This window comes from Tardiphaga sp. 619_E2_N8_4 (genome assembly GCF_051810905.1).
Lineage (GTDB): Bacteria > Pseudomonadota > Alphaproteobacteria > Rhizobiales > Xanthobacteraceae > Tardiphaga > Tardiphaga robiniae.
In genome coordinates, this window is the sequence record NZ_JBPWQJ010000001.1 from 1000799 (window position 1) to 1013784 (window position 12986).

The following is a 12986-nucleotide window of genomic DNA, read 5'->3' on the forward strand; positions in this document are numbered from 1 at the left end:
AACGTGGGTAGGGTCTTGATGGTGTCCGGAGCCTGAAGCGCGTATCGCAGCTCGAGATCGGGAGCGGGCTTTCCTCCAATGACGGCAACGGTTTTGTCTGACGTCTTTCGGAAAGAAAGAAAAATCAGACCCGTTGCCGGCCCGCTCGGACGGCCTCGACAATGTCGATGGCGGCCCGGACGCCGCCTTCTATATCCAAATTGGAGTTATCCAGCAAGTATGCATCCGTGGCCGGCTTCAGAGGCGCAATCGGGCGGTTCTGGTCGCGTTCGTCGCGCCTGATGATATCCGCCAGCACGGCGGCCTCATCGGCCACCTCGCCCCGTCCAAGAGCCTCCAGGGTGCGGCGGCGGGCGCGGACCCTGGCATCCGCCACCACGAAGATCTTCACGTCCGCATGGGGGCAAATCACGGTTCCAATGTCGCGGCCGTCGAGCACCGCTCCCGGCGGATCCTCGGCAAAACGCCGCTGGAAGTTCAAAAGGACCTCGCGCACCCGGGGGATGGCCGAGACCACAGAGGCCGCATCGCCGACTTCCTGGGTCTTCAGCGCCGGATTGCCGAATTTCTCGGGGTCGAGCTCACTGGCGACAGCCACGGCCTGCGCCTCATCGGTCAGATCCGCGCCGAGATCGAGCAGCGCCTTGGCGACAGCGCGATAGATCACGCCGGTATCGAGGTGCCGGTAGCCGTAATGATGCGCAAGCCGTTTGCCCAGCGTGCCTTTTCCGGATGCGGCGGGACCGTCGATAGCAATGATCATGCGTTGCGCGTGCTCGTCTTGTCACGATGAATGGCGGTGGATCGGGAGCCAGGCTCGCGCGACCTGCGCGGGCTTAGCACCCGTCTCCGGAAATATCCACGCCGGCAACCTTCAGGAGAAATCAGCACCCAGCCGACGCATCATCGGGATGAAATCGGGGAAGCTGGTGGCGATGAATGTCGTGTCGTCGATGGTCACCGGCTTGTCCGAGGCGAGGCCCATGGCCAGTGCCGACATGGCGATGCGGTGATCCATATGGGTGGCGACGAGGCCGCCACCGGCAACGCGACCGTCACCGTGCACGATGAGGTCATCGCCAACAATCTCGACATTAACGCCGTTGACCCGCAGCATCGCCGCAGTGGCTTCCAGACGGTCGGATTCCTTCACGCGCAGCTCCTGCAGCCCGCGCATGATGGTCGTGCCTTCGGCAAACGCCGCAGCCACAGCCAGCACCAGATATTCGTCGATCATCGACGGCGCGCGCTCCGGCGGCACTTCGACGCCGTGCAGCTTCGAGGCCTTGATCCGGAACTGCGCCATCGGTTCGCCGGCATCGCCGCGGATATCGCTTTCCTCGATGGATGCGCCCATCTCGCGCAACGTCGTGAACAGCCCGGTGCGCAGCGGATTGGTCATCACATCGGTGAGTACGATCTCGGAGCCCGGCACGATCAATGCCGCAACCATCGGGAATGCTGCGGAGGACGGATCTGCCGGCACCACGACATCGGCACCCTTCAATTCGGGCTGGCCGGTGAGCGTGATCTTGCGGCCGTGCGCGCCTTCTTTTTCGGAAGTAATCTCGGCGCCGAAATGCTTGAGCATCAGCTCGGTGTGGTCCCGGCTGGCCTCGGTCTCGATGACCGTGGTGGTGCCCGGGGCCGACAGGCCGGCCAGCAGCACGGCTGACTTGATCTGGGCGGAAGCTACCGGGGTACGATAGACGATCGGCAGCGGATCACGCGCGCCTTTGAGCGTCAACGGCAGACGCCCGCCGTCCTGGCTCGCGGTGACCTTGGCGCCCATCAGCTCCAACGGATCAACGATCCTGCGCATCGGTCGGCTGCGCAGCGACGCGTCGCCATCGAATGTCGCCTCGATCGGACAGCCCGCGACCGCCCCCATCACCAGCCGGCACCCGGTACCCGAATTGCCGAAATCCAGCGGCGCCTTGGGCGCGGCGAAGCCGGCAACGCCGACGCCGTTGACCTTCCACGCAAAATCGCCTGTTCGTTCGACCTTGGCGCCCAGCGCCTGCATCGATTTGGCGGTATTCAGGACGTCCTCGCCCTCCAGCAGCCCCGTAATCCGGGTCTCGCCGACCGCCAAGGCACCCAGAATAAGAGCCCGGTGCGAGATCGACTTGTCGCCGGGCACGCGGGCAGAGCCGCGCAGGGCGCCGGATTTTCGCGCGGTCAGCGGGGTCGGCTGGGCGGCGGCTGTGTCTGATTGGGTCAAGATTGTGTTCCTTCGCGCAGGCGGCTCGTAGCATATGAGCCACGCTGCGTCACGCAGCGGTCATTCTCACGCAAACCGCTATTGACAGGGGCGCGTCAACTAGCCAAGTGAAGCACCGTTTTTCAAAAAATCCCCAGGACCCTTCACGTGGCCAAATCCGATCTCGGAACCAAACGCATTTGCCCCACGACGGGCAAGAAGTTCTACGACCTCAACAAGAGCCCGGTGATTTCGCCTTATACGGGCGAGGTTGTGCCGATTGCGCCGATTGCGCCGCCGCGGACCCGCGCGGATGCAGCTGCACGCGCAGCTGCAGCATCTGCCGCCGCAGAAACTCCGGAAGCCGCCGAGAGCGAAGAATTGGTCTCGCTGGAGGAAGCCGACGCCGAGGAAAATACCGGCAAGAAGGCTGCCGTGCTGGAATCCGAGGACGATATCGAAGTCGATGACACGATCGATGACGATGAGGACGATGATTCGACCTTCATTGCCGACGAAGAAGAAGGCGATGAGGACGTGACCGACATCATCGGCGACGTCTCGGGCGACGAAGAAAGTTAAGCTCAGAAGAGACTTGAGATCACTCCTGATATGTGATCTTGGTTTGCCGCGCGACGCCCCACCCAGTGCGTCGCAGGTATTGGGGCCATAGCTCAGCTGGGAGAGCGCTTGCATGGCATGCAAGAGGTCGGCGGTTCGATCCCGCCTGGCTCCACCATCCTTCGCTCGCTTCGCGAGCTTCGGCTCGGCAAGCCGCACCAACCCATCCTCGTAGAGAATGACCGCGCTAATCCCCGAGCGCTGCGTTCAGCCGATCACGTAGCGCCACGAGTTCATTTTTCATCGCAGCCATTTCGCCGACCGTGCAGGCTGACGCTGCGAGGATTCCCTGCGGCACAGCCTTGGCTTTTTCACGCAGCGCCTGACCTTGCGCCGTCAATGCGATCAGCATCTGCCGCTCGTCTTCGATGCTGCGGGTGCGTTTGATCAGGCCGGCCGCTTCCAGCCGCTTCAACAGCGGCGTCAGCGTGCCGGAATCGAGAAACAGCCGCTCGCCGATGTCCTTCACCGGCACATTGTCCTGCTCCCACAGCACCAGCATCGCCAGATATTGCGGATAGGTCAGCTTCAATCGGTCCAGCAGCGGCTTGTAGACGCGGTTGAACGCGTGGCCGGTCGAATAGACGGCAAAGCAGAGCTGGTTATCGAGCTGCAGCAGCGGAACAGGTGCGGGTTTCTTGGCCATGATGATCTCCGGAGCTTATTTGGCCACAGCTGACGCCAGACCCCAACCCCTTCACGATCAGTTGAGCACAATTCGATTGCGTCACGCATTTTATGTATTGTGCACAATCTAATTGTGCGCAATTATAATGAGGCAAGGTACAAACAACGAGGAGACACACCATGTCTGTCAACGTGCTCTACAAGACCAGTGCCAAGGCAACCGGTGGCCGCGATGGCCACGCCGCTACGCTTGATGGCGCGCTCGACGTCAAACTCACCACGCCGAAGGAACTCGGCGGCGCAGGCGGCGCAGGCAATAATCCCGAGCAGCTGTTCGCGGCCGGCTATGCTGCCTGTTTCATCGGCGCGATGAAGTTCGTGGGCTCGCAGGGCGGCCCGAAGGTACCCGCCGATGTGTCGGTCACCTCCACCGTGGGCATCGGCCCGCGCTCGGCTGGCGGTTTCGGCCTCGATGTCGAACTCGCGGTCTCGCTGCCGGGCCTGCCGCGCGCGGAAGCCGAAGCGCTGGTCGAAAAGGCACATCAGATCTGCCCGTATTCCAACGCTACACGCGGCAATATCGACGTCCGCACCGTGATCGTCTGAGTTTCGGCGACGCAAACGAATTGACTCTCGATACGAACGGGCTCGGCCATCGGCCGAGCCCGTTCGCGTTCGTCTGGCGGTTGCGCCATACCCTCGCTCTGGCCATAGCCGCTGCCCGGACAAGGCCATTGCTGACCAGCCGGAAGCCCGCTAGCTCTGACAGCCCTTACATGCTCTCTGGCATAAAAATATCCCAACGACACTTGAGAGAAGGCTGATTGAATGAGCTTGCCCATAGCTCCCGGCGCGATTGCCGGCCTGCGCGTGATCGATCTGTCGCGCGTTCTTGGCGGACCCTATTGCACCCAGATCCTGGCCGACCACGGCGCTGACGTCGTCAAGGTCGAGCCGCCCGCCGGCGACGAGACGCGCGACTGGGGCCCCCCCTTCCACGACGACGATGCGGCCTATTTCATCGGCACCAACCGCAACAAGCGTTCGATCGGTCTCGACCTCGCCTCCGAGGGCGGTCGTACTGTGCTGATGCGGATGCTCGAAAATGCCGACGTGATGATCGAGAACTTCAAGCCCGGCACGCTCGACAAATGGGGCATCGGCAACGATTTCCTGCGCGAGAAATTCCCGCAGCTGATCCATTGCCGCATCTCCGGCTTCGGCGGCGATGGCCCGCATGGCGGCCACCCCGGCTATGACGCGATCATCCAGTCGATGGTCGGCCTGATGGCATCGACCGGCTCACAGGACAGCGGCCCGACCCGCATCGGCGTCGCGCTTGTCGACATGGCGACCGGTCTCTATGCCTGCGTCGGCATCCTGATGGCGCTCGCCGAGCGCGCCAAATCGGGTCTCGGTCAATTCGTCGAGGCGACATTGTACGAAACCGGTCTCGCGATCATGCACCCGCATACCGCGAACTATTTCTACAACGGTGGCAAGCCGCCGGCACTGACCGGCAACGAGCATCCGAACCTAGTGCCCTATGCCGTGTTCGCTGCCCGCGACGGCAATATCTTCATGGGCGTCGGCAATGACGGCACCTTCCGGAAGCTGTGCCGCGAACTTGGCAAGCCGGAACTCGGCACGGACGTGCGCTTCGCACGCAACCGTGACCGCGTGCAGAATCGCGATGCGCTGCGTGCCGAGCTGGAAGCGATCCTGAAGGATCACGACAGCGCACCGCTGTGCGAGCGCCTGCTCGGCGCCGGCCTGCCGGCAGGCCCGGTGCAGTCGATCGACAAGGCGCTCGCCAATGCCCACACGAAGCATCGCGGCGATATCATCGAGAAGGACTGGTACAAGGGCGTTGCCTCGCCGGTCCGCTTCGACCGCACCAAAGCGAGCCTGCGCCACGTGCCGCCGAAGTTCAACGAGCACTTCAACGAGATCCTCACCGAGTTCGGCTACTCCGGTGATGAGATCAAGGAGCTGGTCGCCAAAGGAACCGTGAGCGGCTCCGAGCGCAAGCGATAAGAACAACACGGGGCTGCGCGATCCGCAGCCCCGTTCGTCTTCGACTTTTTGCGGCTTCCCAACGCCGCCATTTCCCGCCTAGCATCCGCGCTGTCAAAATGTCGCATGCACGTCATCCGGCGCAGCTTTGTTGCAACGAGACGATGACGGCTAACGGGAGAAACTGGATGATCCGCCCCCAATTCGCACTCGCCACTCTGTTCGCATGCACGCTGGCGCTCGCTTCGCCCGCGCAAGCGGTGACCGAGATCCAGTGGTGGCACGCGATGACCGGCGGCAACAACGACATCGTCAACAAGCTCGCGGCTGACTTCAATGCCAGCCAGTCGGACTACAAGGTGGTCCCGACCTTCAAGGGCAGCTATCCCGACACCATGAATGCCGGCATCGCAGCATTCCGCGCCGGCACTGCACCGCACATCCTGCAGGTCTTCGAGGTCGGTACCGCGACCATGATGAGCGCCAAGGGCGCCGTCAAACCTGTCTACCAGCTGATGAAGGATGCGGGCGAGCCGTTCGATCCAAACAACTACCTGCCCGCGATCACCGGCTACTACTCGACATCGAAGGGCGAAATGCTGTCGTTTCCCTTCAACTCATCGTCGATGGTGATGTGGGTCAATCTGGATGCGCTGAAGAAGGCCAATATTGCCGAAATTCCCAAGACCTGGCCCGAAGTGTTCGAGGGCGCCAAGAAGCTCAAGGCGGCCGGCTATGCGACCTGCGGCTTCTCCAATGCCTGGGCGACCTGGGCCAATATCGAACAGTTCTCGGCATGGCACAACGTGCCGATCGGCACGAAGGCGAACGGACTCGACGGCTTCGACACCGAGCTGAAATTCAATTCGCCACTCCATGTCCAACATCTGCAGACACTGATCGAATTGCAGAAAGACAAGACCTACGATTATTCCGGTCGCGCCAACGCCAGCGAGAGTCGCTTCGGCTCCGGCGAATGCCCGCTCTTCATGACCTCGTCCGGCTATTACGCGACGGCGAAGGGTACCGCCAAATTCGCCTTTACCTCGGTGCCGATGCCCTACTATCCCGACGTCACCGGCGCGCCACAGAATTCGATCATCGGCGGCGCCTCGCTGTGGGTGATGGGCGGCAAGAAGCCTGAGGAATACAAGGGCATCGCAAAATTCTTCAGCTTCCTGTCCGACACAGATCGGCAGGCCAAGCTGCATCAGGAGTCCGGTTATCTGCCGATCACCAAGGCCGCCTATGAAAAGACCAAGGCCGACGGCTTCTATGACAAGAACCCGATCCTGCAGACCCCGCTGAAGGAGCTGACCAACAAGGAGCCGACCGAAAATTCGCGCGGCCTGCGGTTCGGCAACATGGTGCAACTGCGAGACATCTGGTCCGAAGAGATTGAGGCTGCATTGGGTGGCCAGAAGACGGCACAACAGGCACTCGATACTGCCGTAAGCCGTGGCAACGCCATGTTGCGGACCTTCGAAAAGACTGCGAAGTAACGCTCCCGTCGAAGGCCCGCTCCCATATTGGGGCAGGCCTTCGACCACGGCGTCCAATGCACCGGTATCGAAGGCACGACTACGTCAATGGAAAAGTCCGCGGTCTTCAAGGGTAAGCTGCTGCCATATCTGCTGCTCGTGCCGCAGCTGGTCATCACCCTGGTGTTTTTCTACTGGCCGGCCAGCCAGGCTGTCTGGCAATCGTTCCTGCGCGAGGACGCGTTCGGCCTGAACTCGGAATTCATCGGGCTGGAGAACTATCAGGCGCTGCTTGCCCAGCCGGAATACTACAAGGCAATGGCGACGACCGTGGTGTTCTCGTCGCTGGTCGCGGCGCTCTCGCTGTCGATCGCATTGTTGTTCGCCACCCAGGCCGACAAGAATCTGAAAGCGGCACCGACCTTCAAGGTCATGATGATCTGGCCCTATGCGGTGGCGCCGGCCGTCGCCGGCGTGCTGTGGCTGTTCATCTTCCATCCCTCCCTCGGCACCATGGCACGGCCGCTGCGCATGATGGGCTTCAACTGGAATCCGATGTTGAACGGCAACCACGCCATGGCGCTCGTCGTCATGGCCGCGGTGTGGAAGCAGATCGCCTATAATTTCCTGTTCTTCCTGGCCGGCCTGCAGGCGATCCCGCGCAGCGTACTCGAGGCCGGGGCGATTGATGGCGCCGGACCGTATCGGCGATTCTGGACGATCACGTTCCCGTTGCTGTCACCGACCACGTTCTTCCTGCTGGTCGTCAACGTCGTCTACGTCTTCTTCGACACTTTCGGCATCATCGACGCGGTCACCGGCGGCGGGCCGGCTGGGGCGACGACCACCATGGTCTACAAGGTCTATGCCGACGGCAGGCTCGGCGGCGACCTCGGCGGATCGGCAGCGCAGTCGGTGATCCTGATGGTTATCGTGATCGCGCTCACGGCCATCCAGTTTCGTTATGTCGAGCGCAAGGTGCAGTACTGATGGTCGAGCACCGCCGCTGGAACGACATCCTCGCTTACGCGATCCTGACACTCGGCGTGTTCATCGTCGTATTCCCAGTCTATGTCGCACTGATCGCCTCGACACATGACGCCGCGACGGTGGTCAACGGCAACATGCCGATGCTGCCGGGCAGTCATACGCTGGAGAACTATTACCGCGCGATTTTCGTCGGCGGATCGCGCGCCAGCCGCGAGCCGGTCGGCCATATGCTGATGAATTCGTTCGTCATGGCAATGGGCATCGCGCTCGGCAAGATCGTGATCTCGATCCTCTCCGCCTATGCGGTGGTGTATTTCCGTTTTCCGTTCCGCCAGACGGCGTTCTGGATCATCTTCGTGACGCTGATGCTGCCGGTCGAGGTTCGCATCTATCCGACCTACAAGGTGATCGCCGATCTGAAGATGCTCGACACCTATGCCGGGCTGATCCTGCCGCTGATTGCGTCGGCCACCGGCACGCTGCTGTTTCGCCAGTTCTTCATGACCATCCCCGATGAACTGCTCGAAGCCTCGCGCATCGACGGCGCCGGTCCCTTTCGCTTTTTCAAGGATACGCTGCTGCCACTGTCGGTGACGACGATGGCAGCGTTGTTCGTGATCCAGTTCATCTATGGCTGGAACCAGTATCTGTGGCCGCTGCTGATCACGACACAGGAATCCATGCAGACCATCGTCACCGGCATCAAGAAGATGCTGACGACGACAGATGAACTCGCCGAATGGCAGCTCGCGATGGCGACGGCGATCCTTGCGATGGTGCCTCCTGTCGCCGTGGTGGTGTTCATGCAGCGGCTGTTCGTGCGTGGCCTTGTCGAGACGGAGAAGTAAATTCAGATGGCCAATGTTTCGCTGCGCAACGTCCGCAAGACCTATCCCGGCGGCTTCGAGGCCATCAAGGGCATCGATTTCGAGATCGGCGACGGCCAGTTCTGCGTGCTCGTCGGGCCAAGCGGCTGCGGCAAGTCAACCTTGCTGCGCATGGTTGCCGGCCTCGAAACCGTCACCTCCGGCGAGGTCGATATTGGCGGCCGTATCGTCAACGAGATCGAGCCGGCGGATCGCGACATCGCCATGGTGTTTCAGAATTACGCGCTCTATCCGCATATGAGCGTCTACAACAACATGGCCTACGGCCTGCGCAACAGAGGCATGCCGAAGCCGGAGATCGATACGCGCGTGCGCGAAGCCGCGCAGACGCTCGAACTCGCCGGCATGCTCGATCGCAAGCCCAGACAATTATCCGGCGGCCAGCGCCAGCGCGTTGCCATGGGGCGCGCCATCGTCCGCCAGCCGAAAGTGTTCCTGTTCGACGAGCCACTGTCCAATCTCGACGCCAAGCTGCGCGTCGCCATGCGGGTCGAAATCCGCAAGCTGCAACGTCGCCTCAAGACGACGTCGATCTACGTCACCCACGATCAGTTGGAGGCGATGACGCTGGCGGATATTCTGGTGGTGATGAACGGCGGCCAGGTCGAGCAGATCGGCAGTCCGCTCGATATCTACCGCAAGCCGGCGACCACTTTCGTCGCCTCCTTCATCGGCGCGCCACCGATGAACCTGATCAAGCTGGGCGGCAATGAGATCCGTGCGCAGTTCGCCGGCGACAGCCGCAGCGCCGCCGACGCCGGTATCCTGGGCGTCCGGCCGGAAGACCTTGCGATTTCCGGCGCGGCCGCAACTGACGGCGGCATCACGCTGGACCTGACGGTCGAGGCCATCGAACGGGTCGGCGCGGAAACCTTCGTCTATGGCACCCGTGCGCGGGCCGAGAAGGCCGTCAGCGCCACTCCGGGCGAGCTGCCCGAGGGCGAGGTCATCGTGCGTATCCCCGGCCAGGATGCCCCGGCCATCGGTGCTTCGATCCGCGCCACGGCTCCCCGCGACAAACTGCACCTGTTCAGCGTCGATGGCCGCAATCGGATCGATATCTGATCGGTTTCAAGGCCTTAGTAACGGTTTCCCGGCAATTTAGAGGTGCTTGAACCGGGCTTTGGCATGCCCATATTGTTGATTGACCGGTTGGCAGAGTGCCGATTGGCCAGGGGTGCCGTAAGGGCCCCTCAAAGTCGCTTCGAGAGGGCTTTGTAGGTATGTCTCGTGTTCCTTCGTTATCTAGTCCGTTCCTTTTGGGATTCGACGAGATTGAGCGTGCGCTCGATCGCGTCGTCAAAGGTGCCGACGGTTATCCTCCTTACAACATCGAGCGGTGCGACCGTAATAACGGTCAACCCGAACGCCTGCGGATCACGCTGGCGGTCGCAGGTTTCACCCGCGATCAGCTCGATGTGACCACCGAGGAAAACCAGCTCGTGATCCGGGGCCGCCAGCAGGACGACAAGACCCGGCAATACATCCATCGCGGCATCGCCGCGCGCCACTTCCAGCGCACTTTCGTGCTGGCAGAGGGGATGCTGGTGCTGGGTGCGGATCTGAAGAACGGGCTGTTGTCGATTGATCTGGCCAGGCCTGAGCCTGAAAGGGTCATTAAGACAATCGCTATCAATGAACACGAATAATGCATGACGCGACAAACTGGTTTCCGGTTTTCGATCAGGTCATGCATCCTGAGTATGGAACGAGTAGCGGACTCGACCGCTTGATCTCATAGAAGGAGTCGAGACGATGACTGAAGTTGTTACGATCAATGAAAATGCCGCCGTCACCACCGAAGCATTGGCGCATCTGGGCGAAGGTATGATCGCCTATGTGAAGCCGGTTCGCTCGGAAGATGTGCCGGGACTGTTCCCGCAGGCGCCGGAGATTGCGCCCGGATTGCAGCTGTTCGCGCTGCACGCCGCCGACGGCACGCCGATCATGCTCACCGACAGCCGTGAAGCGGCGATCGCGAATGCATGGAGCCAGGAATTGCAGACCGTCAGCGTTCACTAACGCGAACTGGCCAGCATGCAGACGTCAGGATACGCGGTGACAGCCGCGTATCCCAATGTCGGGTATCCCAGCGTCCAAACGACGATCATCACGCGCAGGCGCTCGGCTTGCATGACGCGGTATCTATTTAACCCGTCGTCAATATCGTGAGCACATCATCGGACGCAATCGATCCGCACGCGACCTCTCATCCGCTGCGCCATCTGAAAAACTGATCCCCCCATCAATAGCAATCTGGATATCCGACGCGATGGCATCATTGCGCCTGATCTTTGCTGCCGTTTCACAGAAGAAAATGGTGACCACGCATTCACCATGACTTGAGAAAATCTGGTCATGTTGAGATTCGAGGTCGCCATGAATGGATCGACACAAGCCCAGATAGTTCAAGTCGAAGACTTGCTACGGAGCTTCGGTGCAACGATCACCGCTCCGAAATCAGAGGCAGTTCCCCGGACCGGCTCCTGGGATTTTGATAGTCGGCCGGTGATCGCAGCCTGTTTCGCGATCCTCGTCTTTGCACCGGGCTGCGCAGCTGCCACCGTATTCTTGATGCGCGCCGACGGCACCGTCCCTCCCATCACCGCACCCGACAGCAGCCCGCCTTTCGTGACCAAGTCAGACCGCTTGCCGCTCGGGCAATGGAGTATCGAGGCCGTTCAGAGCCTCGGCACTCTAAATAACGCGCGCCTTGCGACGGCTGCTGCACTCGCAGATCCCATATTTCTCTCACCAATCCTGATCCGCGGCAGCCTCGAGGACGGCACGCTCACGACCTTCGCCGAGCCCGCGGCCATGCCTGGGCCGACCATGCTGCTGTCAAAGCTGCGGGTGAAGCGTGACGTCCGGCGCCCCAAGCCACCCAAACTCGTCGCCGAAATCACTCACCCTGAGCCGCCACAACCAACCTTCTTCGAAAAGCTGTTCGGACGACGTTTCAACTAGCTCAGTCACTCACAAGCGAGGAACACAATGCAAAACACTGCCGCGATGAACTCGGACGTCAAAGCTCTCCTCACTTTGCTGTTGCTGAAGACCGGCACCGGTTCGCCGGAGATTCACAATGCTCTGCAGCTTGCTGCCGCATCGCGGGTAATGATGGCGGAAGAGTATGCCAATCCGATGCGCATGCAGGGCATAGAAACTTCAGGCAGCAACGTCGCCAAGCTTCGTCCCGTAACCGCCGTCAACGTTCCTGAAACGTCAGCGGCCGTGCGACGCATGAAGCAGAGCGCAGACGCGATGAATTCCGACGTCAAGGCGCTGCTGACGTTGCTGCTGCTCAAGAGCGGCGCGGATTCCAACGAGATCCAGACCGCACTGCGGATGGCAGCATCATCGCGCGCAGTTGCTGCAGCGGATGAAGCAGAATCGATCCGTGCCGAAACGCAGGCCGAAGCTGCCTCTGCAGCCATGAACGAGCTCGCATCGATCACCGCGCGGCAGGCGGTGCGCAACGAGTCGCTCGCTCCAATCTCGGCTAAGGAATTCGCGGCATAAGCTGGCAAGGCCAGCCAGCCTTCTATCTCCCCGCAAGCGGGGATCTGGTTCGGAATAGGAGAATCGCCCGGTCCAACCGGGCGATTCCAGCGTAAGCTGCGGGGTGAGATGGTTAGGCGGCTGTCGCTGGCGGCAAAGCGAGCACCGAATAGATCGCCTGCGCGTCACGGGAGGCACGCAGCTTTTTGGCGACGTCCTGATCGCGCAGCAGACGTGCGATCCGCGCCAGCGCCTTCAGATGATCGGCGCCCGCACCTTCCGGCGCCAGCAGCAGGAACACCAGATCGACCGGCTGACCGTCCATGGCCTCGAAATCGATCGGCCGATCGAGGCGTGCAAACAAGCCGAACAGCTTGTCGAGCTTCGGCAACTTGCCATGCGGAATGGCAACGCCATAGCCCACGGCCGTCGTGCCGAGCTTCTCACGCTGCAACAGCACCTCGAAAATGGCGCGGTCGTTCTGACCGGTGAGCGCGGAAGCGCGCGCAGCTAGCTCCTGCAGCGCCTGCTTCTTGCTGTTGACCTTCAACGCCGGGATTATCGCCTCGGGCGCGACCAGATCGGTAATCGTCATTGACCGTTCCGAGGATGTTTGACCGTCAGCGGGTAGTTAGAACCAAAACCGGCAGCGTCAAGAAA

At 61.4% G+C, this 12986-nt stretch carries 15 protein-coding genes and 1 tRNA gene; 12 read left to right on the plus strand and 4 right to left on the minus strand.

The window, feature by feature from the left end; all coding sequences use genetic code 11:
• Nucleotides 1-124 precede the first annotated feature (124 nt).
• Both cmk and aroA read right to left on the minus strand, forming a co-directional pair.
• Nucleotides 125-763, minus strand: a complete 639-nt coding sequence (gene cmk / locus AB8A23_RS04690) for a (d)CMP kinase (protein ID WP_439060293.1) — start codon at nt 761-763, stop codon at nt 125-127.
• A 111-nt stretch (nt 764-874) separates the two neighbouring features.
• Nucleotides 875-2224, minus strand: a complete 1350-nt coding sequence (aroA, locus tag AB8A23_RS04695; protein ID WP_309941351.1) for a 3-phosphoshikimate 1-carboxyvinyltransferase — start codon at nt 2222-2224, stop codon at nt 875-877.
• Nucleotides 2225-2371: 147 nt separating this feature from the next.
• On the opposite strand from aroA, the gene AB8A23_RS04700 reads away from it, so the two are divergent.
• Complete coding sequence (locus AB8A23_RS04700; protein ID WP_068730321.1) at nt 2372-2785, plus strand: TIGR02300 family protein; 414 nt, start codon at nt 2372-2374, stop codon at nt 2783-2785.
• 81 nt (nt 2786-2866) lie between these two features.
• Nucleotides 2867-2942 (plus strand) — tRNA-Ala (locus AB8A23_RS04705).
• A 69-nt stretch (nt 2943-3011) separates the two neighbouring features.
• Here the strand turns inward: AB8A23_RS04705 and AB8A23_RS04710 are convergent.
• Nucleotides 3012-3470, minus strand: coding sequence for a MarR family winged helix-turn-helix transcriptional regulator (locus tag AB8A23_RS04710; protein ID WP_175369404.1), 459 nt, complete (start codon nt 3468-3470; stop codon nt 3012-3014).
• A gap of 161 nt (nt 3471-3631) precedes the next feature.
• On the opposite strand from AB8A23_RS04710, the gene AB8A23_RS04715 reads away from it, so the two are divergent.
• The 10 genes from AB8A23_RS04715 (at nt 3632) to AB8A23_RS04760 (ending at nt 12347) form a co-directional block, all read left to right on the plus strand.
• Nucleotides 3632-4057 carry an organic hydroperoxide resistance protein gene (locus AB8A23_RS04715; protein WP_175369403.1) on the plus strand — a complete coding sequence of 142 codons (426 nt, stop codon included), beginning with the start codon at nt 3632-3634 and terminating at the stop codon, nt 4055-4057.
• Nucleotides 4058-4279: 222 nt separating this feature from the next.
• The gene (locus tag AB8A23_RS04720) at nt 4280-5488 is read left to right on the plus strand and encodes a CaiB/BaiF CoA transferase family protein (RefSeq protein ID WP_175369402.1); all 1209 of its coding nucleotides are present in this window, start codon (nt 4280-4282) and stop codon (nt 5486-5488) included.
• Nucleotides 5489-5655: 167 nt separating this feature from the next.
• Nucleotides 5656-6969: a sn-glycerol-3-phosphate ABC transporter substrate-binding protein UgpB gene (gene ugpB / locus AB8A23_RS04725; RefSeq protein ID WP_439060292.1), complete on the plus strand. Its 1314-nt coding sequence runs from the start codon at nt 5656-5658 to the stop codon at nt 6967-6969.
• A gap of 87 nt (nt 6970-7056) precedes the next feature.
• Nucleotides 7057-7938 carry a sn-glycerol-3-phosphate ABC transporter permease UgpA gene (gene ugpA / locus AB8A23_RS04730; RefSeq protein ID WP_089266387.1) on the plus strand — a complete coding sequence of 294 codons (882 nt, stop codon included), beginning with the start codon at nt 7057-7059 and terminating at the stop codon, nt 7936-7938.
• Nucleotides 7938-8786, plus strand: coding sequence for a sn-glycerol-3-phosphate ABC transporter permease UgpE (gene ugpE, locus AB8A23_RS04735; protein ID WP_231078589.1), 849 nt, complete (start codon nt 7938-7940; stop codon nt 8784-8786). The genes ugpA and ugpE overlap by 1 nt, the downstream gene beginning before the upstream one ends.
• A gap of 6 nt (nt 8787-8792) precedes the next feature.
• A complete protein-coding gene (locus tag AB8A23_RS04740; RefSeq protein ID WP_439060291.1) occupies nt 8793-9890 on the plus strand; it encodes a sn-glycerol-3-phosphate import ATP-binding protein UgpC in 1098 nt (365 codons plus the stop codon).
• A gap of 158 nt (nt 9891-10048) precedes the next feature.
• Nucleotides 10049-10474, plus strand: coding sequence for an Hsp20 family protein (locus tag AB8A23_RS04745; RefSeq protein WP_068730313.1), 426 nt, complete (start codon nt 10049-10051; stop codon nt 10472-10474).
• A 106-nt stretch (nt 10475-10580) separates the two neighbouring features.
• Nucleotides 10581-10847, plus strand: coding sequence for a DUF1150 family protein (locus AB8A23_RS04750; RefSeq protein WP_089266380.1), 267 nt, complete (start codon nt 10581-10583; stop codon nt 10845-10847).
• A 336-nt stretch (nt 10848-11183) separates the two neighbouring features.
• Nucleotides 11184-11792 carry a hypothetical protein gene (locus AB8A23_RS04755; protein ID WP_439060290.1) on the plus strand — a complete coding sequence of 203 codons (609 nt, stop codon included), beginning with the start codon at nt 11184-11186 and terminating at the stop codon, nt 11790-11792.
• Between the two features lie 27 nt (nt 11793-11819).
• Entirely contained in the window at nt 11820-12347 is a 528-nt protein-coding gene (locus tag AB8A23_RS04760) for a hypothetical protein (protein WP_439060289.1), read from the plus strand.
• Between the two features lie 112 nt (nt 12348-12459).
• Here the strand turns inward: AB8A23_RS04760 and ptsN are convergent, their stop codons facing one another.
• On the minus strand, nt 12460-12921 hold the full coding sequence (ptsN, locus tag AB8A23_RS04765; RefSeq protein ID WP_089266376.1) for a PTS IIA-like nitrogen regulatory protein PtsN: 462 nt from the start codon (nt 12919-12921) through the stop codon (nt 12460-12462).
• Nucleotides 12922-12986 lie beyond the last annotated feature (65 nt).

What these genes read in the sequence shown, in the direction of transcription:
- AB8A23_RS04740 (WP_439060291.1), top strand. Translation starts at nt 8,793, where the DNA reads ATGGCCAATGTTTCGCTGCGCAACGTCCGCAAGACCTATCCCGGCGGC.
- AB8A23_RS04720 (WP_175369402.1), top strand. Translation starts at nt 4,280, where the DNA reads ATGAGCTTGCCCATAGCTCCCGGCGCGATTGCCGGCCTGCGCGTGATC.
- AB8A23_RS04715 (WP_175369403.1), top strand. Translation starts at nt 3,632, where the DNA reads ATGTCTGTCAACGTGCTCTACAAGACCAGTGCCAAGGCAACCGGTGGC.
- cmk (WP_439060293.1), bottom strand. Translation starts at nt 763, where the DNA reads ATGATCATTGCTATCGACGGTCCCGCCGCATCCGGAAAAGGCACGCTG.
- ugpE (WP_231078589.1), top strand. Translation starts at nt 7,938, where the DNA reads ATGGTCGAGCACCGCCGCTGGAACGACATCCTCGCTTACGCGATCCTG.
- AB8A23_RS04745 (WP_068730313.1), top strand. Translation starts at nt 10,049, where the DNA reads ATGTCTCGTGTTCCTTCGTTATCTAGTCCGTTCCTTTTGGGATTCGAC.
- ptsN (WP_089266376.1), bottom strand. Translation starts at nt 12,921, where the DNA reads ATGACGATTACCGATCTGGTCGCGCCCGAGGCGATAATCCCGGCGTTG.
- ugpB (WP_439060292.1), top strand. Translation starts at nt 5,656, where the DNA reads ATGATCCGCCCCCAATTCGCACTCGCCACTCTGTTCGCATGCACGCTG.
- AB8A23_RS04710 (WP_175369404.1), bottom strand. Translation starts at nt 3,470, where the DNA reads ATGGCCAAGAAACCCGCACCTGTTCCGCTGCTGCAGCTCGATAACCAG.
- AB8A23_RS04760 (WP_439060289.1), top strand. Translation starts at nt 11,820, where the DNA reads ATGCAAAACACTGCCGCGATGAACTCGGACGTCAAAGCTCTCCTCACT.
- AB8A23_RS04750 (WP_089266380.1), top strand. Translation starts at nt 10,581, where the DNA reads ATGACTGAAGTTGTTACGATCAATGAAAATGCCGCCGTCACCACCGAA.
- AB8A23_RS04755 (WP_439060290.1), top strand. Translation starts at nt 11,184, where the DNA reads ATGTTGAGATTCGAGGTCGCCATGAATGGATCGACACAAGCCCAGATA.
- ugpA (WP_089266387.1), top strand. Translation starts at nt 7,057, where the DNA reads ATGGAAAAGTCCGCGGTCTTCAAGGGTAAGCTGCTGCCATATCTGCTG.